Source organism: Sinorhizobium sp. (genome assembly GCF_059070375.1).
In genome coordinates this window covers 2,698,859-2,725,446 of the sequence record NZ_JCACWC010000003.1, presented here as the reverse complement: position 1 = coordinate 2,725,446, position 26,588 = coordinate 2,698,859, and the positions used below count along the sequence as shown (strand labels likewise).

Genomic DNA, 26,588 nt, shown 5'->3' with positions numbered 1-26,588 from the left:
ACGGTTCCTATGTCAGCAGTTGGCGGCAGAAATCGATCACGCCGCTGGCCCAGCCGGCAAAAAGAGCGAAGAGAACCAGCCAGACGATCAGCATGAAATGCCAGTAGATGGCGCAAAGCTCGATCGACAGGCGCGTTCTGTTGTCGAGCGGTGTTTGCGAAGCATGTGCGGTTACCCGGCCGAGAGCAAAAAGCCCCCCGATGATGTGCAGGCCGTGCATGCCCGTAAGCAGATAGAAGAAGCTGTTGGCCGGATTCCCGGCCAGGAAATATCCGGCGTCCGACAGTGCACGCCAGGCGAAGAGCTGACCCACGAGGAAAGCGAGGCCAAGGGCGAGCGCCGCCAGGAGACCGATCCGAGCTGCCTCGTCGTTCCGCCGCTCTGCCTCGACCCTGGTCCAGTGCAGGGTGATGCTGCCGGCGGCGAGGATGCCCGTATTGAGCCAGAGAAGGCCGGGCAAAGGCAGCGCGCCCCAGTCGGATGACGCCATGCGCATGAAATAGGCGCTGATCGCAAGTGAAAACAGCGCACCGACGACGGTGAGAAATACGCCGAGGCCGATTTTCGCCGGCGGCAAACGCGTTGCGCCCCGGCGGTCGTGGAAGTGACCGACCTCGAGCCAGGGGCGCGATGTCAGGCGTTGCCCTGCGAGCCACCAGACGACGATGGCGGCGATCGCCGCCAGAAAGAAGGCGACGATGCTCATGAGACGGTCTCGTGACTGAGGCGGCCGGGCGTCGGCTGGTTCTGCGGGATGAAATCTTCCGGCGCGCCGGGGACGCTGTAGTCATAGGCCCAGCGATAGACGACGGGCAGTTCATCGCCCCAGTTACCGTGAGGCGGCGGCGTCTCGGGCGTTTGCCATTCGAGCGTCGTCGCGCGCCAGGGATTGCCCCCGGCCTCCCGGCCATGGCGCAGGCTCCAGGCGAGATTAAAGAGGAACAGGATCTGCGCAGCGCCGACGAGAAACGCCATGATGCTGATGAAGGCGTTGAGCTCGGCGATCGAAGCCGTCACGAAAGCTGCCTCGCCGAGCTCGTGATAGCGGCGCGGGACGCCGATGAGGCCGAGATAATGCATCGGAAAGAAGATGGCGTAGGCGCCGATGAAGGTGACCCAGAAGTGGATCTGGCCCATCGCCTCGTTGAGCATGCGCCCGGTGATCTTCGGATACCAGTGATAGATGGCGCCGAAGATCACCATGATCGGCGCCACGCCCATGACCATATGGAAATGCGCGACGACGAACATCGTGTCGGAGAGCGGCACGTCGACGACGACATTGCCGAGGAAGAGACCCGTCAGCCCGCCGTTGACGAAGGTGACGATGAAGGCGAGGGCGAAGAGCATCGGCAGGGTCAGATGGATATTGCCGCGCCAGAGGGTGAGGACCCAGTTATAGACCTTGATCGCCGTCGGCACCGCGATGATCAGCGTGGTCGTGGCGAAGAAGAAGCCGAAATACGGGTTCATGCCGCTGACATACATGTGGTGCGCCCAGACGATGAAGGAGAGGCCGCCGATGATGACGATCGCCCAGACCATCATGCGGTAGCCGAAGATGTTCTTGCGGGCATGGGTGCTGATGAGATCGGAGACGATGCCGAAGGCGGGCAGCGCGACGATGTAGACTTCGGGGTGGCCGAAGAACCAGAACAGGTGCTGGAAGAGAATCGGGCTGCCGCCGCCATATTGCAGCTGCTCGCCCATTTCGACGATGGCCGGCATGAAGAAACTCGTGCCGAGCAGCCGGTCGAAGAGCATCATGACGCAGGCGACGAAAAGGGCAGGGAAGGCAAGCAGCGCCATCACCGTCGCGGTGAATATGCCCCAGACGGTCAGCGGCAGCCGCATCAGCGTCATGCCGCGTGCGCGGCCCTGGAGAACCGTCACGACATAGTTGAGGCCACCCATGGTGAAGCCGATGACGAAGATGATCAGCGACGAGAGCATCATGACGATGCCCCAGTCCCTGCCGCCGGGCGTGCCGGAAAGGACGGCCTGCGGCGGATAGAGGGTCCAGCCGGCGCCGGTCGGTCCTCCGGGGGTGAAGAAGCTTGCGGCCAGGACGATCACGGCGAGCAGATAGATCCAGTAGCTGAGCATGTTGGCGTAGGGAAACACCATGTCGCGCGCGCCGACCATCAGCGGGATCAGATAGTTGCCGAAGCCGCCGAGGAAGAGGGCGGTGAGCAGGTAGATCACCATGATCATTCCGTGCATGGTGATGAACTGATAGTAGCGCTCGGCATCGATCAGCTCGAATGTTCCGGGAAAACCGAGTTGCAATCGGATCAGCCAGGACAGCACCAGCGCCACCATTCCGATGGCGATCGCCGTCGTGCCGTATTGAATGGCGATGATTTTCGCATCCTGGCTGAAGACATAGCGCGTCCACCAGCTATGCGGATGGTAAAGCTCAACATCCTCGACTTCGGGAGGCGGAAGTGCCTCGCCAATACCGGACCGGACGTCGACCATCATATCTCCTCCCCAGGGGCTACTTCACGGCACCTCCTACTGCGCCGCTGAGGCGGCGACCGTGGTCGCCGCCGGGCCGAAGCATTCTCGCTCTTCTTCAAAAAGCGCGAATGCTCCGGTTCCTTGTTCGATCGCAACTCCGGACGAAAAGCCGCTACACGCTTTTCCTGGAATTGCTCTTGTTTCCGATGATGCGGACAGTTGCGAAAAGGTCTGCTGCTCGGCGAGCCAGGCCTGGTAGTCTTCTTCGGTGTCGACCACGACGGTACCGCGCATCTGCGGGTGCCCGACGCCGCAGAGTTCCGCGCAGAGTATCTCGAAGGTTCCGGTCCGCGTCGGCGTCAACCAGAAATAGGTGACCATGCCGGGCACCATGTCCATCTTCGCGCGGAATTCGGGGACGTAGAAATCGTGCAGGACGTCGACCGACCGGAGCAGCATCTTGACCGGCTTGCCGACCGGCAGGTGAAGCTCGCCGCCTTCGATGATGATGTCGTCCTGCCCGGCGGCGTCGTCCCGATTGACCCCGAGCGCGTTTTCGGGGGCGATATCGCGCGCTTCCGTCGTGCCCAGCTTACCGTCCGCGCCGGGCAGCCGGAAGCTCCACAGCCATTGCTGGCCGATCACCTCGACTTCGGTCGCATCCTGCGGGACGGTGACGAACTGGTTCCAGACGAAGAGGCCCGGCGCCAGCATCGCCGCGACACCGAAGGTCGTGCCCGTCGCGAGCCAGCCTTCGAGCCGCCTGTTCTCGGGCTCGTAAGCGGCGGTATTGCCGGGTCGGTGGCGGAAACGCAGGATGCAATAGGCCATGAACAGGACCACGGCGGTGAAGGCGATGCCGGTGATCCAGAAGGTGATGGTGATGGTATTGTCGATGTAATTCCAATTGGAGGCGATCGGGGTCCACCACCAGGGACTAAGCAAATGGAACAACACCGAGCCGACGGCCAGCAGAACCAGAATTACTACCACCGCCATTCCCTGACCCTCCCCCGCCGTGATCGGCCGTGAGACGAATACGCAATCGCAGAGTTCCGATCACAATTATTGCACGAACGGAAAATACTGGCAAATCATCGGGACGAGATCGAATTCTCGCATCCCGCAAGTATTCCTATTTGGGATGCTGCTTCAGGTAGGCGATCACATTGGCAATCTCCTCGTCCTTCTTGAGGCCGGGAAATACCATCTTGGTGCCTTTGACCATGGCCCTGGGGTTATGGAGATACTCGGCGAGCGTCGCCTCGTCCCAGACGAGACCACCCTTGCCCGCATCGATCATGGCTTGCGAATATTTGAAGTCAGCATGGGTGCCGGCCGTCCGGCCGATGACGCCTTGCAGCGAAGGACCGACCTTGTTCTGGTCCTTGTCGATCACGTGACAGGTGGCGCATTTCTTGAAGACGGTGGCGCCGGCCTCGGCATCGCCCTCCTGGGCAAGCCCGGCGACCGGACAGAGCGAGAGTGCCGAAAAAGACAGGGCAGCAAGTGCAATTCGCATGATACTTCCTCAATTTCGCCCGGCGCGGGGCAAGGAAGGCTATCGTCAAATCTGCTTTGGCGGTGCTTGCTTCTCTTAAGGAATGGTGCGCCGGGGCGGTTGATACGTGCGACAGGAAAGAAGCTAGTCCTTGTCGTAGAGAAGTCAATTGCTCCTTCTGGCTAAGCCTGAACCTGCGGGCCGCCATTCGGCGCGTGCGTCAGACGCGCTTGCCCTCCGCATCGAAGAAATGCAGGTGGTGGGCGGGGAAGTGGACGGGGATCGTGCCGGACGCCGTCAGGAACGACCGGTCGTTGGTGAAGACCTTGAAGGGCGCCCGCCCGAGCGAGAGATGCAGGATGATGCCGAAGCCCGTCGGCTCGACGAGATCGACGCCGGCAAGCAGCGTCTCCGGGCCGTGGCCGGCAAGCACGACATGTTCGGGACGGATGCCGAGCGTCACCTTTGCGTTATTCGAAAGGGGCGCGGTCGCGTCGAGCGGGATGCCGATCTCATCCGACATCTCGAAGCGCGGCGCGTCGCCCGCGTGGTAGGTACCTTCGAAGAAGTTCATGCCCGGCGAGCCGATGAAGCCGGCAACGAAAAGATTGGCCGGACGGTCGTAGAGATCGAGCGGGCTTCCGACCTGCTGGACCACGCCGCCGTTCATGGCAACGATCCGGTCTGCCAGCGTCATCGCCTCGATCTGATCGTGCGTCACATAGATGGAGGTGGCGCCCAGATCCTTGTGCAGTTTCTTGATCTCGGCGCGCATCTGCTCGCGCAGGCGCGCATCGAGATTGGAGAGCGGTTCGTCGAAGAGAAACGCCTTCGGCTCGCGCACGATGGCGCGACCCATGGCGACGCGCTGGCGTTGGCCGCCGGAGAGCGCCTTGGGGCGGCGATCGAGCAACGGGTCGAGGCCGAGCTTGGCAGCGGCGCCAGCAACGACCGTCGTTATCCTATCCTTGGCCGTCTTGCGGAGCCTCAGGCTGTAGCTCATGTTTTTCGCGACCGACATATGCGGGTAGAGCGCGTAGGACTGGAACACCATGGCGATGTCGCGGTCCTTCGGGGCGAGTTCGTTGACCCGCCTGCCGGCGATGCGGATCTCGCCGCCGGTCACGCTCTCGAGCCCGGCGATCATGCGCAGAAGGGTGGACTTGCCGCAGCCGGAGGGACCGACGAGCACGACGAATTCGCCGTCGCTGATCTTGAGGTCGACGTCGTGCAGCACCGGGTGGGTACCGTAGGACTTCTTAATGTTGGCGATGTCGATGGAAGCCATTGCGTTTCAGCCTTTCACCGCGCCGGCCGTGAGGCCCTGGACGAGATAGCGTTGAATGAGGAGGAAGAAGAGGCAGGCCGGTATCAGCGCCAGCACGCCGGCGGCCATCATCTGCCCGAAGTCGACCGAGAATTTCGAAACGAAGGACAGGAGCCCGACCGGGAAGGTCGCCTGTGCGTTGCCGGAGATCAGCATCAGCGAGAAGAGCAGTTCGCTCCAGGCGGCGGTGAAGACGAAGCCGAGGGTCGCGGCGATTCCGGGCAGCGTCAGCGGCAGGATGATCTGGCGGAAGGCGACGAACTGCGTCGCGCCGTCGATCATCGCCGCCTCTTCCAGGTCCTTCGGAATGCCGTCGAAGAAGGACTGCATCAGGAATGTCGCGAAGGGAACGTTGAAGGCGGTGTATACGACGACGAGACCGGTGAGGCTGTTGGTCAGCCCCAGCGGCGAGAGGATCTTGAAGATCGGCGCGACCAGCATCACCAGAGGAAACATCTGCGTCAGCAGCATCAGCGTGACCAGCCAGTATTTGCCGCGGAACCGGAAGCGCGAGAGCGCGTAGCCGGAGAGCGAGGCGAGGATGGTGACGATGACGGCGGTCGACCCGGAAACGATCAGGCTGTTGCGGAAGAACACCGGGAAGGCGCTGTGCCGCAGCACGAAGTCGAAGTGTTCGAGGCTCGCCCGCGACGGCCAGAGACGAATGCCCTCCGAATAGAGGAGATCGTTCGGCGTGACGGCGACCTTGAGCAGCCAGAAGAGTGGGAAGAGCGCGAAGGCGATATAAGCGAGGATCGCCAGGCGATGCGCAATGGTCAGAAATGCTTGTTTGGCGCGCATGGTCTCAATCCTTGCTCAGGAGCCACTGCCGCAGGATCACGATCAGCAATGAATAGGCGAGGAGCAGCGCCAGCAGCACCAGCGCGATCGCCGAGGCATAACCGAAATCCAGCCGCTTGAACGCCTGGGTGAAGATGTAGCTTGCGACGATCTGGGTTCGGTCCGCCGGCCCGCCATTGGTCATGACGATGATGAGATCGGCGAAATTGGAGATCCAGACCGTACGCAGCAGAATGGTGATCGCGATCGTGGGCGCCAGGAAGGGAAGGGTGATTGAAAGGAAACGCTGCACCGGGCCGGCGCCGTCGATGCTCGCTGCCTCGTAAAGGTCGCGCGGGATCGCCTGGAGCGCTGCCAGCAGGGTGATCGCGAAGAAGGGGATGCCCCACCAGATATTGGCAATGATCGGTCCCCACATGGCAAGCTGGGGATCGGACAGAATGTTGTTCGGCTGGCTCATGATGCCGAGTGCGAAGAACCAGTGCGGCAGCGGACCGACGACGGGGTTGAAAAGCCAGGCCCAGTTGAGGCCGGCCAGAAAACTCGGCACCGCCCAGGGCAGGAAGACGAGCGCCTGTGCAACCGCACGCCCATAGAATGGCTTGTCGAGCAGGAGTGCCAGGATGAGTCCGAAGGCGAACTGCAGGAACACGGAGGCGCCGGTCCACCAGAGCGTGTTGCGCAGCGAACGGAAGAATGCCTGGTCCTGGGCGAGCGCACGGAAGTGGTCGAGGCCGACGAAACCGCCGGAGAAGGGGTTGAGCAGCTGGATGTCGCGGAAAGCGTAGGAGATCCCGAGCACCAGAGGCACGAGCATGACCGTAACGATCAGGATGAGCGCCGGAGCGGTATAGAGATAGGGCGCAGAGGCGTCGGCAATCCGCTTCATCAGCGGCGGACGGGTTGCGGGCAGGCCGTCATGGCGTGCGGCATAGGCCATCGATCGAAATTTCCCCTCTTTTGACCGCCGTTATCGATCGGCGTGCCTTTATCTTGCGTCGGACGACCGGCGGCGGCTGACCGCCGCCGGTGCCTGCGTTACTTCTTGCTTGCGAGGTACTTCTGCTGCGCCTTGGTCAGATAGTCGGCCCATTGATTGGCGAGCTCTTCCGGCGTGATGTCGCCGAGCAGGGCCTCCTGGGTCGTCTTGATGGCGAGCGAATCCTTGAAGAAGGCGAATTCTTCGAGATAGGTCGGCATGACCGTCAGCACGACGTCCTTGTCGGCGAGTTCATCGAACCAGCCCTTGAACTGCGGGCTCGCATAGAAGGGGTCCTTCTCGGCCGACTTATGGACGGGCAGCGCGCCGGTGCGCTTGTTCCACTCGATATTGCCTTCGGGGCCTTCCAGCGTTTCGATCAGCTTCCAGGAGAGATCCTTGTTCTGGCTGGCGGCAAGAATCGACCAGCCGGCAAAGCCGATCGTGGTAAAGGCCTTGCCGCTCGGCCCCTTGGGCATGGTGGTGACGCCGAAATCCTCCGGCTTCATGCGCTGGGCGATCGCGATCAACGCGTCCGGATCCTGGTCGAGGAAGGCGCAGGTGCCGCTGTAGAAGCCGGCGACGATCTCGTTGAAGCCCCAGTTGACGCTATCCTTGGGGGCGAGGCCGTTCTTGTAGAGGTCGATGACCCAGGTGAGGCCCTTGATCCAGCCCTCGCTGTTCATCGTCGAGGTGCCGTCCTCGTTGAAGAACTTGTTGTCGCCGGCCATGGTCGCGCCGAACATGACCCAGCCGTTGAGGCCGCCCGGACCGCCGCGCAGGCAATAGCCCGATTTGCCCGGCAGCTTGGAGACCGCCTCGGAAGCCTTGACGAAGTCGTCCATCGTCTTCGGCGGTTCGGAGACGCCCGCTTCGGAGAGCAGCTTCTTGTTGTAGAACATCGCCCGGAGATAGAAGCCATAGGGCAGCATATAGGCGGTGTCGTTGACGTCGCGGCCGAGTTCGAGCGCGCGCTCGGTGAGGCCGGGGGTGTGCTCCCACTTTTCGAGATAGGGCTCGAGGCTTTCGAGCATGCCGTTATTGGCGTAGAGCGACAGCCAGGTGTCCGGCATTTCCATGACGTCGGGGATTTCGCCGGCCGAGACCATGGTCGCGAATTTCTGGAAGGCTTCGCCCCAGGGCAGCGAAATGATCTCCACGGTCGTGCCGGGGTTCGCCTGTTCGAACTTGGCGACGATCGACTTCAGCGTTTCGGTGCGCTCGGGGCTGGTGATGACCTCGACGAGCTTCAGCTTGGTGTCGGCAAGGGCGCTGCCGGCCATCAGCGTGGCAAGCAGGGTGGCGGTGATCAGTTTCCTCATTTTATCGTTCCCTTTGTTCTCGCTGTTGCGTGTTCGTCAGCCTGATGAAGCGGCTGTCATCGCCGCTTCGAGATCGCTCCAGAGGGCCTCCGTTCCCTCCAGGCCGACATGGAGCCGTACCGACCGCGGTGAAATGCCGAAGGCTGCCGCGGAATTGGGCTCGGCTTTCTGCGCCAGGACGACTTCGCCCGGCACGATGAGGCTTTCGTGGCCGCCCCAGGAGACGCCGAGCTTGAAGAGTTTCAGGTGATCGGCGAAGCGGCGCACGTCGACGCCTTCGCGGAAGATGAAGGAGAAAAGTCCGGAGGTGCCGGAGAGACCGGGTGGCAGATGGTTGCCGAGGCCCGGGTGGCAGACGGTTTCGACCAGCGGATGCTCGGCCAGACGACGGGCAACCGCGAGCGCCGAGCGCTCATGTGCCTTCATCCGCACCGGCAGCGTGCGCATGCCCCGGATCAGCAGCCAGGCGTCGAAGGGCGAAAGCTTGCCGCCGAGATAGGGATAGGCTTCCGAACGGATGCGGCCGATCAGGTCGCTCGACCCGGCGACGACGCCGGCGACGACATCGCTATGGCCGCTCAGATATTTCGATGCGGAGTGAATGACGAGGTCGACGCCGAGCGAGACCGGCTGCTGAAACACCGGACTGGCCCAGCTGTTGTCGATGGCCGTGACGATCCCCTGCCGGCGTGCGAGAGCCGCAAGCGCTGCGACATCGTGCGTGTCCATCACCCAGCTGGTCGGGCTTTCCATGTAGAAGAGCTTGGCGCCGGGAAGCGCCCTGGCAACCGCCTCTTCGTCGCGCCCGTCCACATAGGTGACCTCGATACGCATGCGCTTCAGATGCGTGCCGAAGAGGCGGAACGCGTCGGGATAGACATGTTTCACGGCGACGATGCGGTCGCCCGGCTCGACGAAGGAGAGGACTGTGGAGGAGATCGCCGACATGCCGCTTGCGAAACCGATGGCGTCTTCGGTGGCTTCGAGCTTCGCCAGCATCTCCTCGAAATGCCTGACCGTCGGGTTGAGGCCGCGGGTGTAGATAGGCCGCACGCGCTCGCCCCGATAGGAAGCGACCATCTCGTCATAGTTCTTGAAGGTGAAGAGCGAGGTCTGCACGATCGGCGGTACGACTGCATCGAAAGCGTTGCTCTCGTCATGCGCGACGATAAGGGAGGCTCTCTCGAACGGATCGAGGCCGTTGTTCATTTGGACATTTCCTTGATGTCTTCCTCGACGACCGCGAGAATTTTCAGCGTTTCCGCGCGCGCGGCCTCGGCGTCCTGCGCCGCGATCGCATCGAAGAGCGTTCGGTGAAAGGGAAACGAGCGCCTTGCGAAGTCCGAGCGGTCGAAGGGCTCGTCCCAGAAGCGTTCGAAGGCCTCGCGCATCTGTTCGAGCAGTTGCTTGAAGAGCGGATTGTGGGTCGCGTCGTAGATCGCAAGATGGAAGGCGAGGTCTTCCGGGCCGGACGTTCCCTTGGCGAGATGGACCCGCTCCATTTCGTTCAGCTTCGCTTCGATGTTGACGAGGTCGGCCTCCGTGCGGCGCCGCGAAGCGACCATGCCGGCCTCGACCTCGATGCCGCGCCGCACTTCGAGCGTCTGCAGCAGCGCGTCGCGAAGGTGCTCCGTGTCGAGCGCCAGCGGCATGTGGATGGTTGCGGTGGAAATGGCGCGCAGGAGATAGGTGCCGCTGCCCTTGCGCGCCTCGACAACGCCGAGCGCCTGGAAATGGCTCAGCACCTCACGAATGGTGGAGCGGCCGACGGCGAGCGCCGCCATCATTTCCCGCTCGGCAGGCAAGCGATCCCCGGGGTTCAGCCCCGATCTTTGAATGAAATCGGCAAGAGCGGCTATTACCTGCTGCGCCCGGTCCGCGGGCGGCAGGGGCAGGAGCATCGCTCTATCCTGCAGGGGCATCCGGTTCTCCCAAGAACCATAATTGGTCTGACATCTGAGCAATATGCAGGGGACGGAAGAGGTGGTCAAGGGCCAGATGAGCGTCGCGTCGAGTCTTGAGGTCTGCCCCTTACCGTAGCCCTCTCCCCGCTTGCGGGGAGAGGGGACGAGTCCGTATTGACCCATCGAGGCTGAAGCGGAACACAAGGGTGTCCCTTCTCCCCGCGCGGGGAGAAGGCTAGGGTGCGGGGCAGATCAGGGTGGCTACCCTACTGGAGCAAACCCAAGGCGCATTCACCGCGCAAGCGCGAGCAGCTTGCCGATCGCCTGCTGATCGAAGCCGCCGATGCCCTCGCGGATGTCGGCGGCGATGGCTTGCGCCACGGCGTCCTCGTCACGCCGTCTCAGGGCCTCGATGGCCTCACGGTGACGGTCGATGACGTAGAATTCCGTGACGTGCTCCATGGCGATGCCGAGGATCGGCCCGAGCTGGAGCCAGAGGCTCTCTACGAGCGGCATGACGACCTGATCGGGATTGGCCGTATAGATCCGCCGGTGAAATTCCTGATTGGCGATCAGCGCCTGCGCCTTCTGCCCCGCCAGGATCGCGGCCTCGATCGCGTCATCCAATGCGATGATGCGGTCTATCTGCCGGTCGGAGAGATGGGCGACGGCCCTGCGCGCGGCGTGGCTTTCAAGCGCGATACGAAGCGAGATCAGCTCCTCGAAACGCGCCGGCGTGATCCGCGGCACGACGATCCGCCGGTTCTCCAGAAATTGCAGGGCGCCGATCGAGGTCAGCTGACGCAGTGCTTCGCGCACCGGCGTGGGGCTGCTCTCCAGCGCATCTGCGAGCCCGCGTATGGTGACGGAGGTTCCGGGCCGGAAGGCGCCCACCATGATCGCCTGCCTGAGACGCGCAAAGGCATAGTCGTGGGTCGTCATGCCTTCCGGCCGATCAAGGGCGGGCAGAGCAAGGGTCTTCAAGACGGCGATTCCTCCCGCACCCGGGCGTTGGAACGAGTCGATCCTACCGACCCGGGGCAGCTTGACTTCAAAACTGCAACTATGTCAATTTCCCGATAATGTGATCACAAAAAGAAAAACGATATGTCAATCGATGCGGACGACCCGGAAGTGTTCCAGTCCTGGCTTGAACAGAACGGCCCGATAGAAAGTATTCAGGCGGTGATTTGCGACCTGAACGGCATCATGCGCGGCAAGCGGGTGCCGGTGGAACAGGCCAGGAAGGTGCTCGGCGGCGGCATCCGCATGCCGCTCTCGATCGTCGGCGTCGACGTCTGGGGTGAGGATATCATCGGCAGCGCGCAGGTCTTTGCGACCGGCGACCGCGACGGCATCTGCGGCGTCACGGGGCGAGGGGCCCTGCCGGTCAACTGGACGTCGCGGCCGAGCGCGCTGGTTCCGCTTTGGCTGTTCGTCGAGAACGGCAGGCCCTTTCTTGCCGATCCGCGCCAGGCGCTCGCGGCGATCATGCGCGAATATCGCGAACTGGGGCTGCGCCCGGTGGTAGCGACGGAGCTGGAATTCTATCTCATCGATCCCGAGCCGGACAGCGCCGTCCCGCCGATCTCGCCCTATACCGGCAAGCGGCTCGATTCCGACGCGATCCTTTCGATCGACGAGCTCGACGATTTCGGCGAGTTCTTCTCCGACGTCTACAGGGAGTGCGCGCGGCAGAACGTGCCGGCCGATGCGGCGATAGCCGAAAACGGCATCGGCCAGTTCGAGATCAATCTGCTGCACAGCGACGATCCGCTGAAGGCGGCGGATGACGCGATCTTCTTCAAGCGCATCGTCAAGGGGGTCGCCCGCAAGCACGGCCTCGCGGCGACCTTCATGGCCAAACCCTACGGCACCCGTTCCGGCAACGGCATGCACATCCATTTCAGCCTGCTCGACGAGGAAGGCAACAACGTCTTCGACGACGGCAGCGACGAGGGATCGGCCGTGCTCAAGCATGCGGTGGCCGGCCTCCTGCGCGGCATGGCCGAGACGACGCTCATGTTCGCCCCGCACTTCAATTCCTACCGGCGGCTGCGGCCCGACACGCATGCGCCGACCTCGATTTCCTGGGGTTACGAGAACCGCACCTCGGCAATCCGCATTCCGGGCGGCAATCCGGCGGCGCGGCGGATCGAGCACCGCGTCGCGGGCGCCGACGCCAATCCCTATCTCGTCATCGCCGCGATTCTCGGCGCGGCGCTCGTAGGCATCCGCAACAAATGGAAGCCGCCGGCGCCCGTCGAGGGACGAGCCTATGCGACGGAGAAATTGCCCAAAATTCCTGCCGATTGGGGGCAGGCGGTCGACGCCTTCGAGGCCGGACCGATCGCCGCCGAGATCTTCGATCCCGTGCTTCGCTCCATGCTGATCGCCTGCAAGCGCCAGGAGATCGCCGGCTTCGCCGAGCAGGTCACGGATTACGAATTCAGCGCCTATCTGGAAATCGTCTGATGGCACGGAAGCAGAAATCCTACGCCGGGGACGGCAGCTACCCGACGAGCTACTACGCCGCCTCGCGCAACATCATCCGCAATCCGGTCAGGCTGGAAGGCCGGATCGAAACCGACATCTGCATCGTCGGCGCGGGGTATTCGGGCCTGTCCACGGCCATTCATCTTGCCGAAAAGGGCTACAAGGTCACCGTGGTCGAGGGTGCGCAGGTGGGCTGGGGCGCCTCCGGACGTAACGGCGGCCAGATCGTCAACGGCCTCAATGCCGGCCTGTCGACGATCGAGCGCCGCTACGGCGAGGATGCCGCCCGCTTCATCGGCGGCCTTGTGCAGGAAGGCGGACGGATCATCCGCCGGCTCGTCAGCCAGTATCGGATCGAGTGCGATCTGAAGCCCGGCAATATCTATGCCGCCTATACCGGAGCCCACATGAAGGAGCTCGAGGCCAAGCAGGCGCTCTGGCGCAAACACGGGATGGACGATCATCAGCTTCTCGACCGCGAGGCGCTGCGCAAGCTCGTCGATTCCGAGGCCTATTGCGGCGGCATGCTCGACACCACCGGCGGCCATATGCATCCGCTCAATCTGGTGCTCGGCGAGGCACGCGCCCTGGAGAGCCTCGGCGGCGTGATCTACGAGATGTCACCGGTGACCCGTGTCGACCACGAATCGGCCCGGCCGACCGTCCATACCGCGGGGGGCGAGGTATCCGCACGGATCGTCGTGCTTTGCGGCAACGCCTATCTTGGCGATGCCGTGCCGAAGCTCGCCACCCGCGTCATGCCCGTTTCGACCCAGATGATCACCACCGCGCCGCTCGGCGAGGAGCTTGCCCATTCTCTGATCCCGAGCGACATGTGCGTGGAGGACGTTCGATACATTCTCGACTATTTCCGGCTGTCCGCCGACAAGCGGATGATTTTCGGCGGCGGCACCGTCTATGGCGGTACCGACCCGGCGGATGTCGTGGCAAAGCTCAGGCCAAATCTCGAAAAGGTCTTTCCGCGGCTCAAGGGCGTGAAGATCGACTATGCCTGGAGCGGCAACTTCGCACTCTCTTTCACGCGCGTGCCGCAAATGGGGCGGATCGGCAGCAATACCTATTTCGCCCATGGCTATAGCGGTCATGGCGTGACGGGCTCCCACCTTTTCGGCCGCACTCTTGCCGAAGCGATCGACGGGGACGCGGCCCGCTTCGATGTCTTCGCGAAGCTTCCCTGGTATCCATTCCCCGGCGGACGGATGTTCCGCGCGCAGTATTCGACTGTCGGATCGTGGTGGTACATGCTCAAGGACGCCGTCGGCTGGTAGCCGGGGCGATCACTCCTGGGCATCGGAGACCTCGAAAAAACCGTGTATTCCGCACTGCCCGGCAGGCCGGTTAAACGAATTTTTCATTTCTCGTTTGATCCGTGGGAAAAAATTATCTAGGAATTCGATCAAGAATATAGGAGAACAACGGCTACAGGCCACGCCCCAACAGCGGAGAGACATAATGAACGCGACCAAGGCGATGACCCAATCCCGCTATACCGTCTACCGGGCTCGACCAGCCCGTCGTCCGACTGCCAGACACTTTACCCAGGCCATCGCGGTGGCTGCAGCCTTCACTTTCATCTGCGCGCTCCTCATTGGCGCGTTCTGATTTGGCAACGGCTGCAGGTGCTCATGCATCTGCAGCCGTTCATCGGCCGGTGCCGTTTCCCGACACGCTCCCTTCCGCTTTTCCGCCCTTGTCCGCGTGCAGCCGCCGTCGTAGCCTTGCCGGCGGAAATCAGACGGGATGGAGGAGCGAATGCTCGACAAGCGGAAATTCTACATCGACGGCAAATGGGTTGAGCCGGCCACGCAGAACGATCTTCTGGTGCTCAATCCGGCGACCGAGAAGCCGATAGCGGTTATCTCGCTCGGCACCGCTGCCGACGTCGACCGGGCGGTTGCAGCCGCCAAGAAGGCATTCGCAAGCTATAGCCGGACGAGCGTCGAGGAACGGCTGGCGCTGCTCGAAAAGCTGCTCGCGATCTACAAGCGGCGTTACGATGAAATGGCCGACACCATCACGGCCGAACTCGGTGCGCCGAGAACGATGAGCCGCGAGCAGCAGGCGGATGTGGGCGTCGGTCATCTTCAGGGCTTCATCGATGCCCTGAAGCGCCTGAAACTCAAGGAAAAGCTGCCGAACGGCGACACGCTTCTGCGTGAGCCGATCGGCGTCTGCGGTCTCATCACGCCGTGGAACTGGCCGGTCAACCAGATCGCGCTCAAGGTCGTGCCGGCGCTTGCGACCGGCTGCACCTGCGTCCTGAAACCCAGCGAATTCACGCCGCTGAACGCCATGCTCTACGCCGAGATGATCGAAGAGGCGGGCTTTCCGGCCGGCGTCTTCAACCTCGTCAATGGTGACGGCATTCATGCCGGGGCGGCGCTGTCGAAGCACAAGGACATCGACATGATGTCTTTCACCGGTTCGACGCGGGCGGGTATCGCCGTCAGCAAGGACGCCGCCGATACGGTCAAGCGCGTCACGCTCGAACTCGGCGGAAAGTCGCCGAACATCGTCTTCGCCGATGCCGATATCGAGGAGCGGGTGACCGCCAGCATTCTCGAATGCTTCAACAATTCCGGCCAGTCCTGTGATGCCCCGACACGTATGCTCGTCGAGCGCAGCGCCTATGACGAGGTCGTGGAAATCGCCAGGCGCGTCGGCATGGAGGCGAGGGTCGGCGATCCGACGAAGGATGGCTCCCATATCGGCCCGCTCGTCAGCCATATTCAGTTCGAGCGGGTGCAGGCGCTGATCGAAGCGGGCGTTGCCGAGGGCGCGACGCTCCTGGCCGGCGGCCCCGGCAAGCCGGAAGGCTTCGAGACCGGATATTTCGTCCAGCCGACGATCTTCGCCGATGTCGACAATTCCATGCGGATCGCGCGCGAGGAAGTGTTCGGGCCGGTGCTTTCGATCATTCCCTTCGATACGGAAGAGGAGGCGATCGCGATCGCCAACGACACGAATTACGGCCTCGCGGCCTATGTCCAGACGCGCGACCGTGAAAGGGCGGAGCGCGTGGCATCGCGTCTCCGCGCCGGCATGGTGCACATCAACGGCGGTCCGCACCGCTACGGAAGCCCCTTCGGCGGCTACAAGCAGTCCGGCAACGGCCGGGAAGGCGGGATGTTCGGGCTCGAGGACTTCCTGGAGGTGAAAACGGTTCACCTGCCGGACGCAGCCTGACCGGTCGTTTCTCCCACGGCCGCACGTTCGCGCGTGTGGCCGTTTTTCGCCTATCGGGCGAATTCGGCTGTCGTTTGCGGCGGGATTCTGATAGCTGGCTTGCCGCGCGCCGGTTCTGCGCGCGCTTCCCAGCCATCGGACATCGCCGTGACCCAAGCCGCCAGTTCCGCCGTTCCCCGTAATAGGCTTGCCATGGCCGCGCTCATCATCGGCGGTGCCGCCATCGGCGGATCGCCGATCTTCGTGCGGCTCTCGGAAGTGGGGCCGATGGCCACTGCCTTCTGGCGTGTCGCGCTGGCGCTGATTCCGCTGCTGGCCTGGTCCCGGCTGCGCGGCGGCACAGCCGCGGACAAGCCCCCGCAGCGCCTGTCCGATTACGCTCAACTTGTCCTGCCAGGCGTATTTTTGGCCATCGATCTCGCAGCCTGGCACCTTGCGCTCACCATGACCTCGGTCGCCAATGCGACGCTGCTTGCCAATCTGGCGCCGGTCTTCGTGACGCTTGCCGGATGGGCTCTGTTCCGCTCGGCGGTCAGCGGCATCTTCCTGGGCGGCCTCGCGACGGCGATCGCCGGCGTGGTGGTCCTGAAAGGCGGTCCGGCGGCACTCGGCGGCGGCGATCTCGCCGGCGATGGGATCGCCATCGTCGCGGCCGCTTTCTATGCCGGCTACATTCTCGCGATCGGGCGTCTGCGAAGCCGCTTCAGCACCAACCGGATCATGATCTGGAGCACCGCATCGGCAGCCGTTTGCATGCTGCCGATGGCCCTGTTGGCCGAGCCGTCGCTTTTCCCGACGAGCGCCTTCGGCTGGGCCATGCTCTTCGGACTTGCCTTCGTGAGCCACGCCGGCGGGCAGGTGGCGATCACCTATGCGCTCGCTTTTTTGCCGCCGGCCTTTTCTTCGCTGACGCTGCTCCTGCAGCCGGTCGTGGCTGCGCTACTCGCCTGGGTTCTGCTGAGCGAGCCGGTGGGCGCCATGCAGGCGATCGGCGGCGCGATCGTGCTGATCGGCATCCTGATCGCCCGCCGCGGCTGAGCCACTCAGATCCCCGGCAGCTCGAATCGCGCGAGGCGCTCTTCGAGCTTGAGGATCGTAGCCACGTCCGCATTGGCGAAGGCGAAGCGCAGGTAGTTCTCCTGACCCTCGCCGAAATAATCGCCGGGCAAGCAGAGGACGCCGGCGAGCTTCGCCAGCTTCTCGGCGACGAATTGCGACTCGATATCGGGGAAGGGGTGGCGGATATAGGCAAAATAGGCGCCCACTGCCTGCAGGTTCCATTGCGGCAGCCGGGTCATGATCGTCCTCAGCGCCTCGGCGCGGGCGGCGATTTCGGCGCGGTTGGCAAGCCGCCAGTCGGCAAGCGCCGGTATCGCTCTCGCGACGGCCGCCTGGGGGGAGCGCGGGGCGCAGATCTGGAGATTGTCCATGATCTTGGCGACCTGCTCGACCACCTGCGGCCCGGCGGTGATCGCGCCGAGACGATGGCCCGGAATGCAGAAGGACTTCGAGAAACTGTAAAGACCGATGAAACTGTCCTCCCAGCCCGGGGTTCGAAGCAGGCCATGCGGCGCGGCGGCCGCATCCGGCAGGAAGTCGCGATAGGTTTCGTCCAGAATGAGCCAGGTTCCGTTCGCGCGGCAGAGCTCGTAGATGCGCTGCAGCAGTTCGGGCGGGTAGACCGCTCCCGTGGGATTGTTGGGCGAAACGAGCGCGAGTGCCCGGATGCCCGGCCGCAAGGCAGAGGCGATGGTCTCGACCTCGGGCAGGAACCCGGCGCCCGCATCGAGCGGCGCAAGCTCGACATCGATCCCCAGCATCGCCAGCGTGGTCTCCTGGTTGAAGTAATAGGGATTGGTCATCAGCACCGTATCGCCGGCCCCGGCAACGGCCATGGCGGCACAGATGAAGGCCTGGTTGCAGCCGGAGGTGATGTGGACGTTGCCGGCGGCGACCGCCGCGCCATAGAGCGATGCCACGTGCTCGGCATAGGCCTGGCGCAGTTCCGCTTCACCCTCGATCGCTCCGTAGCCCGTGTAGGCCGCCGACGCCGCGGCCTCGCCCAGCCATTTCAGCATGTCGGGATGAGCGGGATAGCCGGGCACGGCTTGGGAGAGGTCGATCAGGGGGCCTTTTGCCCCGTCATAAGCCTTCGACCATGCGAGCACCGAGGGTATCGGCGGCGGCGAGAGCTTTTCGACGAGGGGATTGAAATGTGGCATGGCGGATTTCCTGTTGTTGAAGCGGACGGGATTCTCAGCCCCGCATCATGATTTGATTTTGCGCCTCTGCGGACGTTCGGGACGCCGGTTGCGCGGCGGGGAACGGGGCTGAAGGCTCTTCGGTGTTGTCTTGCGGCCCGCATCTTCCGGCTTCGACATGCGGCTGCGGATGATCGTGCGGGCGGACATCTGCAGCTCCGGCATCGGATCGCTTTCGAGAGCGGCAAACAGCCAGTCGATGAAAACGCGGACGATCGGCGCGGCGCGAACTTCATTACGGCAGGCGACGAAAAAGGCGTCGTTGGCCGGAACCGTCAGGTCGAAAGGGGCGATCAGCTCGCCGCGGGCGATCAGGCTGCCGGCGGTGATCGTATCGCCGAGCGCAACGCCCTGATTGTGGAGGGCCGCCTCGGTCGAAAGCCGCGCATCGCTCATGAAATGCTGGCGACCGCGCTGGAAATCGATCGCGTCGGCTGCGGCGAGCCAGGTGTTCCACTCGCGGCCGTCGTCGCCATGCAGCATCACGTGGTCGCGGATGTCCCGGATGGAGCGCAGCGGCCGCATGTTGAGGAGCGTCGGGCTGACGACCGGGAAAAGCTCGAGCCGGCTCCAGAGCCTCGACCAGCAGTCCTGCCAGTTGCCGTCGCCATAGAGCAGGCAGACGTCGACGTCCGGGGAATCGAGGTTCGCCTCGTCATTGGAGGCGATCAGCCGCAACTGGACATCGGGGAACTGCTCGGTAAAGAGGTGCAGGCGCGGAATCATCCAGAAGGAGAGCAGTGCGGGGACGCAGGTGACGGTGAGCTCCCCGCTCGTCGCGGGCCGCGTCATCGCCGCCGTTGCCGCGGCGATCTCGGCGAAGGCATGCGTCACCGCAGGCAGGAGCAGCGCGCCCTGCGGCGTCAGCTTCAGCCGCTTGCCGCCCCGCTCGAAAAGGGGCGCGTTGAAGGAGAGTTCGAGCGCGCGGATCTGATGGCTTACCGCGCCGTGGGTGACGTTGAGCTCACGCGCCGCAGCGGAAACGGAGCCGCGCCGGGCGGTTGCCTCGAAGGCGCGCAGCGGATTCAGCGGAGGCAGGCGGCTCGACAAGAAGAAGCTCCGGGGAGGGCATCTATGTGAATTTTTCTCACATCAAACGCTATAACAATGTCAATTGCTTTTCCAGAAGAATTGTCTCCTAATATGCGCAACAAAGGCAAAAGCCGGGGAACCTGATTGCGCCGCTTCAGATCGGCACACCGCAAGTCGTGACTTGCGGTGCATCATGTGCCAGCCCCGGCCGAACGATACGGAGGTCCGGCGCATGGCTTGGGATGAACAGAAGCTCAACGCATTGAAGGCGAAATATGGCGAGAGCCATGGCGGCGAGCTCTTCGATCCGACTTTCCGCAAGGTCGCGGACAAGATTTTCACGAAGAGCGGCACGCGGCTGGCGCCCTATTCCGGCATTCCGACATTCCTGACCGCACCTCACATGCCGGTCGATGCCGATGAGCCCGATTTCGGCAATCTTCAGGTGGCGATGATCGGCGTTCCCATGGATCTCGGCGTCACCAATCGCCCGGGATCGCGCTTCGGGCCACGGGCGCTGCGCGCGATCGAGCGGATCGGGCCCTATAATCACGTGCTCGGCTGCGCACCGGTGCACGATCTCAGGGTCGCCGATATCGGCGATGTTCCCTTCCGCAGCCGCTATCGGCTCGAAATCAGCCACGAGGACATCGAGAAGCGGATCAACCAGATCGTCGGTGCGGGCGTCGTGCCGCTCTCCGTCGGCGGCGACCATTCGATCACCCATCCGATCCTCAAGGCCGTGGGCAAGAAGCAGCCTGTCGGCATGATCCATATCGACGCGCATTGCGACACTGGCGGCGCCTTTGACCTGACCAAGTTCCACCATGGCGGCCCGTTCCGCAACGCCGTCCTCGACGGCGTGCTCGACCCGACCCGCGTCATCCAGATCGGCATCCGCGGCTCGGCGGAATATCTGTGGGAGTTCTCCTACGAGTCAGGCATGACGGTCGTTCATGCGGAGGAGGTCACCGGACTGGGTATGCCGGCGATCATCGAAAAGGCGAAGAAGATCGTCGGCGACGGTCCGACCTATCTCTCCTTCGACGTCGACAGCCTCGACCCGAGCTTCGCGCCTGGCACCGGTACGCCGGAAGTCGGAGGCCTGACGACGCGTGAGGTGCTGGAGTTGATACGCGGGCTGAAGGGCGTCAATCTCGTCGGCGGCGACGTCGTCGAGGTGGCGCCGCAATACGACACCACCACCAATACGGCCCATGCCGGCGCCCAGGTGCTCTTCGAGATCCTGAGCCTGATGGTCTTCAGTCCGGCCGTTGCCGGCAAGGGCTGATGCGCGGATGAACGATCCGAAACCGATGCGCATGGCGGGCACGAGCGGATCACGATAATCTATTGCCAGATCATTTTCCTTGCTGAAGCGAAGCGGGGACAAAGGGCGCAGGGAATCACCTAGAACAAGGGAACGCGGCGCAATCCGCCAAAAACAAAGGAGACATGCGATGATCATCAATTCCATCAAGCGCCGCACGCTGCTCGGTGCGGGGCTTGCCGGCGCGTCGATGCTGGCAATGCCGGCGGTGCTGAGGGCGCAGGACAAGTCGCTGAAGGTCGGCGTCTATGGCGGCTACTTCAAGGACTCCTTCGACAAGAACATCTTCCCCGAATTCACCAAGGCGACCGGCATCGCGATCGAATCCGTCGCCGAGCCCACCGGCGAGGCATGGCTCGTCCAGCTCGAACAGGCCGCCCGCGCCGGCCAGGCGCCCGCCGACGTTTCCATGATGTCTCAGGTGGCGATGCTCAAAGGGCAGGCGACCGACCTCTGGACGCCGATCGACATGGCCAAGATCAAGAACGGCTCGAACCTGCTCGACCGCTTCGTCAACAAATATCCGGACGGCCGCATCGCCGGCATCGGCGCCGTTTCCTGGTACATCACGCTGGTGACCAACACCGACGTCTACAAGGAGGCGCCGACCTCGTGGCAGGCGTTCTGGGATCCGGCGAATGCCGACAAGCTCGGCCTCCTGGCGCTGGTCTCCAATTCCTTCCTGCTCGAAGTGACAGCCAAGACCTTCATGGGCGGCACCAATGCGCTCGACACGGAAGAGGGGATTCTCAAAGCGTTCGAGAAGCTCGCCGAAGTGAAGCCGAACGTCCGTCTCTGGTACCGCGACGAAGCGCAGTTCGAACAGGCGCTGAAGTCGGGCGAAATCCCGATGGGGCAATATTATCACGACGTGACGGGGCTTGCCGCGGCGGATGGTCATCCGGTGCGTTCCACCTTCCCCAAGGAGGGCGGCATCCAGGATTCCGGCTGCTGGGCGCTTTCGCGCGCGTCGCAGAAGGTCGAGGAAGCCCACATCTTCATCGACTACATGTGCCAGCCTGCGGTTCAGGCGACGCTCTCGCGCAAGGTCGGCACCTCGCCGACGGTCAAACGCGAGTCCACCGATCTGACCGATAAGGAATTCGCTGCCGTCTCCTCGGACATCGAGCCGATCGTTCCGCGCTACGATCTCTACCAGACGAAGTCGGATTGGCTGAACCAGAAGTGGACGGAACTGATCGTCGGCTGACGCCGGCCACGAGCCGCCGCCTCGGTATCCCGGGGCGGCGCAGCGTATTGCGCGACCTTAAACCGGAATCGGTTTGGGGATAAGCTGATTTGAAGTTTTTGAAATGTCACTGCGGCAGCGTCTGACGTGGCCGGTGACATCCGCGTAAGAGGCGCGAAACGGGGAACATATGTCGGGACTTGCCCTTCAAAACGTCGTCAAGGAATTCGGGTCGTTCAGGGCCGTCAACGATGTCGACTTGATGGTGCCGCACGGCACATTCGTCTGCATGCTCGGGCCGTCGGGCTGCGGCAAGACCACGCTTTTGCGCATGATCGCAGGTCTGGACCTGCCGACCTCGGGCTCCATAGGGCTCGACGGCGAGGACATCACCCGGGTTCCGACGCATAAACGCAATCTCGGCATGGTGTTCCAGTCGCTGGCGCTGTTTCCCCACCTGACCGTCGGCGAGAATATCGCCTATCCGCTGCGCATCCGCGGCGCGCCCAAGGAAGACCAGAGGAAACGGGTCGACGAGCTGCTTTCGATGATCCACCTGTCGGGCTATGCCGACCGGCCGGTCTCGAAGCTCTCCGGCGGTCAGCGCCAGCGCGTGGCGATAGCCCGGGCGCTGGCGATTTCGCCGAAGCTCTTCCTGCTCGACGAGCCCCTGTCGGCGCTCGACGCCAAGCTGCGCGAGGCGATGCAGGTCGAGCTCAGGCAGTTGCAGCAGAAGCTCGGCATCACCACCATCGTCGTCACCCACGACCAGCGCGAGGCGATGACCATGGCCGATACGGTCGTGGTCATGAACGGCGGCGAGATCCGGCAGGCTGCCTCGCCGATCGAGATCTACCGCCGGCCGGCCGACAGCTTCGTCGCCGACTTTATCGGGCAGACCAATCTGATCGAAGCGGAGGCGGACACTTCGGGCCGCGTGACGGTGCTCGGTCAGCCTGTGCCGGGCCTGCAGTTGCCGCCGGGCGCGGCGAAGGCGATGCTTTCGATCCGCCCGGAAGACGTGCACCTGACCGCGCCGGGTACCGGAGCGCTTTCCGGCACGGTGACCTTCGTGCGCGACCTCGGGGGCACGATCGAGACATTCGTCGATGTCGCCGGCCGGCAGATCGTCGCGGTCTCGACGCCGCGCGCCCGGCCGCAGGTGACGGTCGGCCAACAGGTCGGCGTCGCTCTCACGCCGGATGTCTGTGTGGTGCTCGCCAGATGAGACGCGAACCGCCCCGAACCCTCGGTGATTACCTGCCGATCCTCTTCCCCGCGGGAATGCTGACGATCTTCTTCGTGGTGCCCTTCGGCACGATGATCGCAGTCAGTTTCTTTCAGCGCCAGCAGGGCGGCTTCTATACGTCGGCCTTCGTCTACGACAATTATGCCCGCTTCCTCTCGGCCTTCTTCGGCGGCGTGCTGGGCTTTTCCCTGATGCTGGCGATCGCGGTCGCCGCGTGCTGCGTGGTCTTGGCGCTGCCCTTCACCTATCTGCTCACGCGTATGGCGCGCCGGGTGCAGGTCGTGTGGCTCGTCGCTCTGCTCTCCGTGCTTTCTCTCTCCGAAGTCATCATCGGTTTTGCGTGGTCCACCCTTTTCTCGCGCACGGCCGGCATTACCAACATCCTCGTGGCGCTCGGGCTCATGGGTGAGGCGAAGGCGCTCACGCCGAGTTTTGCCGCTGTGCTGACCGGCATGGTCTATCAGGCCTTTCCCTATACCGTGCTCGTGCTTTTCCCCGCGCTCGTGCGCCTCGACCCGACACTGACGGAAGCCGCCCGCACACTCGGTGCCTCGCCGCTCAGGGCCTTCTTCACCGTCGTCGTTCCGGCGTTGAGAAACACGATCACCGCGACGCTGATCATGGTCTTCATCTTCGCGCTCGGCTCCTATCTCCTGCCGCAACTCCTCGGCCGGCCGCAGCACTGGACGTTGTCGGTGCTCATCACCGATCAGGCGATCTATCAGTCCAACATGCCCTTCGGCGCGGCGATGGCGGTATTTCTCGTCCTGGTGACGCTTGGGCTGGTGGCTCTAACGGTCATCGCGGGACGGAAGGGAGAGGCGGCATGAGCACCATTTTCCGCAAGGTCTACTTCTCCCTGATCGGGCTCTTTCTCGCTTTGCCGCTGATCGTCGTCGCCGGCGTCTCGGTCAACGCCAAGCAGACGCTCGCCTTTCCCCCCCAGGGTTTCTCCACATCCTGGTACGGGGAAATCTTCCTGAACCCCGAATGGCGCAGCGCGCTTTTTGCCTCGGTGACGCTTGCGCTCCTTTCCGCCGCACTTGCGGTCGCGATCGCGCTGCCGCTTGCCTGGTTCCTCTGGCGGCGCGTCGCGCCATGGGCGAACATCTTCCAGCTTCTGGGGGTCGCGCCCTTCACGCTGCCGCCGGTTATTACGGCGCTCGGCCTGCTCACCTTCTGGGCGACGGCCGGCTTTTACGGCCAGCCCTGGACCGCCGTCGTCAGCCACGCGATCTTCTTCGTGACACTGCCGCTCGTCACGCTGTCTCTCGGCTTCACCTCGATCGATCGCTCGCTGGTCGAGGCGGCCTCGACGATGGGCGCGGACGACCGCACGGTCTTTCGCACCGTCGTTCTGCCGTTGATCCTGCCCTATATTGTTTCCGGCTATGCCTTCGCCTTCGTCCTGTCGCTCAATGAGTATATCGTCGCCTACATGACCGTCGGCTTCACGATGGAGACGCTGCCGATCAAGATCTTCAACGCGCTTCGCTACGGCTATACGCCCACCATGGCTTCCGTGACGATCCTCTTCGTCACGACGGCCGCGGTCATCTTCAGCCTCGTCGCCCGCTTCGGAGACCTGCCGAAGCTGCTCGGCGCCATGTCGTCGGACGGAAAATGATGAAGTTCGCTGCCCTGCAGATGAAGAGCATTGGCGGCGACGTGGCCGCCAATCTCGCCCGCATCGAGCGGGCGGCGATCGCGGCTTGCGGGAAGGGGGCGAGCCTGCTCGTCGCCCCCGAACTCGCAATCACCGGCTACGGCGCGGGGGAAGCCATCCGCAGGCTCGCGGAGCCGGCGGATGGGCCGATCGTTCGAGAATTGGGGCGCATCTCGCTGCAAACCGGCATCGCCATCGTTGCCGGATTCGCGGAGCAGGACGCGCGTGCCATCTACAACAGCGCCGTCCATGTCGACGGCGATACCACCCCGATCGTCTATCGGAAGTCGCATCTCTATGGCGAATACGAGCGTTCGCTCTTCACGCCGGCGGAGCCCTCGACGCGCCTGTTCAAACATCGCGGCGTCACTTGCGGCATGCTGATCTGCTACGACGTCGAATTCCCCGAAAACGTCCGTCGCCTGGCGGTTGCGGGTGCCGATGCGGTGCTGGTGCCGACGGCCCTCCCGGCCGGATGGTCCGGCACTTTCATCACCGACCATATGATCCGGACGCGGGCCTTCGAGAACCAGCTCTTCGTCGCCTATGTCAATCACTGCGGTTCGGACGACATGTTTTCATTTGCGGGACTCTCGCTCATAGCGTCACCGGATGGCCAGGCACTGGCAAAGGCCGGTTCCGCGGATGAAACCCTGATCTTCGCCGAAATCGACCCGCAGGCATTTGCCATTTCCCGGGCGGAGAATACTTATCTCATGGACTTGAAACGCGGCTGATCTGCCAGATCGTTCTTAATCGGAGAACAATCCGTTCGCGTCGTCCCCCTTTTGGAAACGCTCGGTCGGATCGATATTGTGCTCAACCGAAATGCCCGCCCTGCAGCGCCGCGCAACTGACGCAAAAGGCGCTGCAGCATAGCGAATAGGAGGCAATCATGAGCTTGCAACTGACTGGTATTCACCATCTGACCGCGATAACCGCCAATGCGCCGGAGAACCTGCGCTTCTACACGGGGACGCTGGGTCTCCGCCTGGTCAAGAAGACCGTCAACCAGGACGACACGACGGCCTATCATCTCTTCTATGCCGACGGGCAGGCGACCCCCGGCACGGATCTGACCTTCTTCGACTGGCCGGTCGGACCCGAAGGACGCGGCACGCACAGCATTTCGCGGACCGGGCTTCGGGTCGGCAGCGCAGAAACCGTACGGTGGTGGAAGCGCCGTTTCGATGAGTTGGAGGTCGCTTCCGGCGAGGTCGCCGAAATCGACGGCCGTATCTCCCTCGATTTCGAGGACGGCGAGGGCCAGCGCTTCCGGCTCGTCGACGACGGTGGAATGGCGCCGTCCCACCCTTGGGAAAGGAGCCCGGTTCCGGCCGAGCACCAGATCAAGGGCCTTGGGCCGATCACCATCAGCGTGCCGGACATCAGCAACACCGCGCTCGTGCTGACGCGTGTCATGAACATGGCCGAACTGCGGAGCTATCCGTCGCCCGATGGTGTCGGAGAGGTGCATGTCTTCTCGATGGGCGAGGGCGGGCCGGCGGCCGAACTGCATGTAGCGGTCCAGCCCGATCTGCCGGCCGCTCGCCAGGGGGCGGGCGCCGTCCACCACGTCGCTTTCCGGGCGCCGGATGTCGAAACGCTGCATCGGTGGACGGAGCGCCTCGGCGAGTTCCGCCTGCCGTCGAGCGGCGAGGTCGAGCGCTTCTACTTCCGTTCGCTCTACTTCCGCGAGCCGAACGGCATCCTTTTCGAGATCGCCACCGACGGGCCCGGCTTTGCGGTCGACGAACCGGTGGAAACCCTTGGCGAAAGCCTATCGCTGCCGCCGTTCCTCGAGCCGAAGAGGGCTCAGATCGAGGCGAGACTGAAGCCTCTGGAGTAACGGCTGCCGTTC

General features: G+C 63.4%; 25 protein-coding genes. 12 read left to right on the top strand and 13 right to left on the bottom strand.

All coding sequences use genetic code 11. The features are described from left to right. Positions 1-7: 7 nt before the first annotated feature. From AC5J09_RS25190 to AC5J09_RS25140, 11 genes are all read right to left on the bottom strand, one after another. Positions 8-706 carry a cytochrome c oxidase subunit 3 gene (locus AC5J09_RS25190; RefSeq protein ID WP_494298798.1) on the bottom strand — a complete coding sequence of 233 codons (699 nt, stop codon included), beginning with the start codon at positions 704-706 and terminating at the stop codon, positions 8-10. Continuing rightward, positions 703-2,484 carry a cytochrome c oxidase subunit I gene (gene ctaD, locus AC5J09_RS25185; RefSeq protein WP_416385250.1) on the bottom strand — a complete coding sequence of 594 codons (1,782 nt, stop codon included), beginning with the start codon at positions 2,482-2,484 and terminating at the stop codon, positions 703-705. Before ctaD ends, AC5J09_RS25190 begins: the two co-directional genes overlap by 4 nt. Before the next feature lie 33 nt (positions 2,485-2,517). Next, positions 2,518-3,462: a cytochrome c oxidase subunit II gene (locus AC5J09_RS25180; RefSeq protein WP_100671936.1), complete on the bottom strand. Its 945-nt coding sequence runs from the start codon at positions 3,460-3,462 to the stop codon at positions 2,518-2,520. Positions 3,463-3,598: 136 nt separating this feature from the next. Continuing rightward, on the bottom strand, positions 3,599-3,985 hold the full coding sequence (locus AC5J09_RS25175; RefSeq protein WP_275597471.1) for a c-type cytochrome: 387 nt from the start codon (positions 3,983-3,985) through the stop codon (positions 3,599-3,601). A 199-nt stretch (positions 3,986-4,184) separates the two neighbouring features. Further along, positions 4,185-5,252 (bottom strand): ABC transporter ATP-binding protein, encoded by a 1,068-nt coding sequence (locus AC5J09_RS25170; RefSeq protein ID WP_494298797.1) that lies wholly within the window; start codon positions 5,250-5,252, stop codon positions 4,185-4,187. Between the two features lie 6 nt (positions 5,253-5,258). Continuing rightward, on the bottom strand, positions 5,259-6,092 hold the full coding sequence (locus AC5J09_RS25165) for a carbohydrate ABC transporter permease (protein ID WP_018095793.1): 834 nt from the start codon (positions 6,090-6,092) through the stop codon (positions 5,259-5,261). A gap of 4 nt (positions 6,093-6,096) precedes the next feature. After that, a complete protein-coding gene (locus tag AC5J09_RS25160) occupies positions 6,097-7,032 on the bottom strand; it encodes a carbohydrate ABC transporter permease (protein WP_494298796.1) in 936 nt (311 codons plus the stop codon). A 98-nt stretch (positions 7,033-7,130) separates the two neighbouring features. After that, complete coding sequence (locus AC5J09_RS25155; protein ID WP_018095791.1) at positions 7,131-8,393, bottom strand: ABC transporter substrate-binding protein; 1,263 nt, start codon at positions 8,391-8,393, stop codon at positions 7,131-7,133. Positions 8,394-8,429: 36 nt separating this feature from the next. Beyond that, on the bottom strand, positions 8,430-9,602 hold the full coding sequence (locus AC5J09_RS25150) for a PLP-dependent transferase (RefSeq protein ID WP_440852121.1): 1,173 nt from the start codon (positions 9,600-9,602) through the stop codon (positions 8,430-8,432). Further along, positions 9,599-10,315, bottom strand: coding sequence for a FadR/GntR family transcriptional regulator (locus AC5J09_RS25145; RefSeq protein ID WP_411921576.1), 717 nt, complete (start codon positions 10,313-10,315; stop codon positions 9,599-9,601). Before AC5J09_RS25145 ends, AC5J09_RS25150 begins: the two co-directional genes overlap by 4 nt. 273 nt (positions 10,316-10,588) lie before the next feature. After that, positions 10,589-11,281, bottom strand: a complete 693-nt coding sequence (locus tag AC5J09_RS25140; RefSeq protein WP_324762194.1) for a GntR family transcriptional regulator — start codon at positions 11,279-11,281, stop codon at positions 10,589-10,591. 123 nt (positions 11,282-11,404) lie between these two features. Here AC5J09_RS25140 and AC5J09_RS25135 point away from each other — a divergent pair, with 123 nt between their 5' ends. The 5 genes from AC5J09_RS25135 to AC5J09_RS25115 all read left to right on the top strand — a co-directional run bounded on the left by AC5J09_RS25135 (position 11,405) and on the right by AC5J09_RS25115 (position 17,038). Further along, complete coding sequence (locus AC5J09_RS25135) at positions 11,405-12,772, top strand: glutamine synthetase family protein (RefSeq protein ID WP_018095787.1); 1,368 nt, start codon at positions 11,405-11,407, stop codon at positions 12,770-12,772. Further along, on the top strand, positions 12,769-14,082 hold the full coding sequence (locus AC5J09_RS25130; protein ID WP_411933796.1) for an NAD(P)/FAD-dependent oxidoreductase: 1,314 nt from the start codon (positions 12,769-12,771) through the stop codon (positions 14,080-14,082). Before AC5J09_RS25135 ends, AC5J09_RS25130 begins: the two co-directional genes overlap by 4 nt. Positions 14,083-14,266: 184 nt before the next feature. Then, positions 14,267-14,416 (top strand): hypothetical protein, encoded by a 150-nt coding sequence (locus AC5J09_RS25125; RefSeq protein ID WP_018095785.1) that lies wholly within the window; start codon positions 14,267-14,269, stop codon positions 14,414-14,416. A 150-nt stretch (positions 14,417-14,566) separates the two neighbouring features. Further along, positions 14,567-16,000 carry an aldehyde dehydrogenase family protein gene (locus AC5J09_RS25120; RefSeq protein WP_324762192.1) on the top strand — a complete coding sequence of 478 codons (1,434 nt, stop codon included), beginning with the start codon at positions 14,567-14,569 and terminating at the stop codon, positions 15,998-16,000. A gap of 147 nt (positions 16,001-16,147) precedes the next feature. Next, positions 16,148-17,038, top strand: a complete 891-nt coding sequence (locus AC5J09_RS25115; protein ID WP_494298795.1) for a DMT family transporter — start codon at positions 16,148-16,150, stop codon at positions 17,036-17,038. A 5-nt stretch (positions 17,039-17,043) separates the two neighbouring features. Here the strand turns inward: AC5J09_RS25115 and AC5J09_RS25110 are convergent, their stop codons facing one another. Further along, entirely contained in the window at positions 17,044-18,222 is a 1,179-nt protein-coding gene (locus AC5J09_RS25110; protein ID WP_494298794.1) for an aminotransferase, read from the bottom strand. A gap of 45 nt (positions 18,223-18,267) precedes the next feature. Continuing rightward, positions 18,268-19,311 carry a LysR substrate-binding domain-containing protein gene (locus AC5J09_RS25105; RefSeq protein WP_494298793.1) on the bottom strand — a complete coding sequence of 348 codons (1,044 nt, stop codon included), beginning with the start codon at positions 19,309-19,311 and terminating at the stop codon, positions 18,268-18,270. A 214-nt stretch (positions 19,312-19,525) separates the two neighbouring features. On the opposite strand from AC5J09_RS25105, the gene speB reads away from it, so the two are divergent. From speB to AC5J09_RS25070, 7 genes are all read left to right on the top strand, one after another. Then, complete coding sequence (gene speB, locus AC5J09_RS25100) at positions 19,526-20,584, top strand: agmatinase (protein WP_494298792.1); 1,059 nt, start codon at positions 19,526-19,528, stop codon at positions 20,582-20,584. Between the two features lie 169 nt (positions 20,585-20,753). Further along, positions 20,754-21,833, top strand: a complete 1,080-nt coding sequence (locus AC5J09_RS25095) for an ABC transporter substrate-binding protein (RefSeq protein ID WP_018095779.1) — start codon at positions 20,754-20,756, stop codon at positions 21,831-21,833. A 169-nt stretch (positions 21,834-22,002) separates the two neighbouring features. Next, the gene (locus AC5J09_RS25090; RefSeq protein WP_324762189.1) at positions 22,003-23,040 is read left to right on the top strand and encodes an ABC transporter ATP-binding protein; all 1,038 of its coding nucleotides are present in this window, start codon (positions 22,003-22,005) and stop codon (positions 23,038-23,040) included. After that, entirely contained in the window at positions 23,037-23,891 is an 855-nt protein-coding gene (locus AC5J09_RS25085; RefSeq protein ID WP_494298791.1) for an ABC transporter permease, read from the top strand. Before AC5J09_RS25090 ends, AC5J09_RS25085 begins: the two co-directional genes overlap by 4 nt. Further along, positions 23,888-24,688: an ABC transporter permease gene (locus tag AC5J09_RS25080; protein ID WP_018095776.1), complete on the top strand. Its 801-nt coding sequence runs from the start codon at positions 23,888-23,890 to the stop codon at positions 24,686-24,688. The genes AC5J09_RS25085 and AC5J09_RS25080 overlap by 4 nt, the downstream gene beginning before the upstream one ends. Next, positions 24,685-25,464, top strand: a complete 780-nt coding sequence (locus tag AC5J09_RS25075; RefSeq protein WP_494298790.1) for a carbon-nitrogen hydrolase family protein — start codon at positions 24,685-24,687, stop codon at positions 25,462-25,464. Before AC5J09_RS25080 ends, AC5J09_RS25075 begins: the two co-directional genes overlap by 4 nt. A 158-nt stretch (positions 25,465-25,622) precedes the next feature. Beyond that, positions 25,623-26,576: a ring-cleaving dioxygenase gene (locus AC5J09_RS25070; RefSeq protein ID WP_494298789.1), complete on the top strand. Its 954-nt coding sequence runs from the start codon at positions 25,623-25,625 to the stop codon at positions 26,574-26,576. The last annotated feature ends 12 nt before the right edge of the window (positions 26,577-26,588 follow it).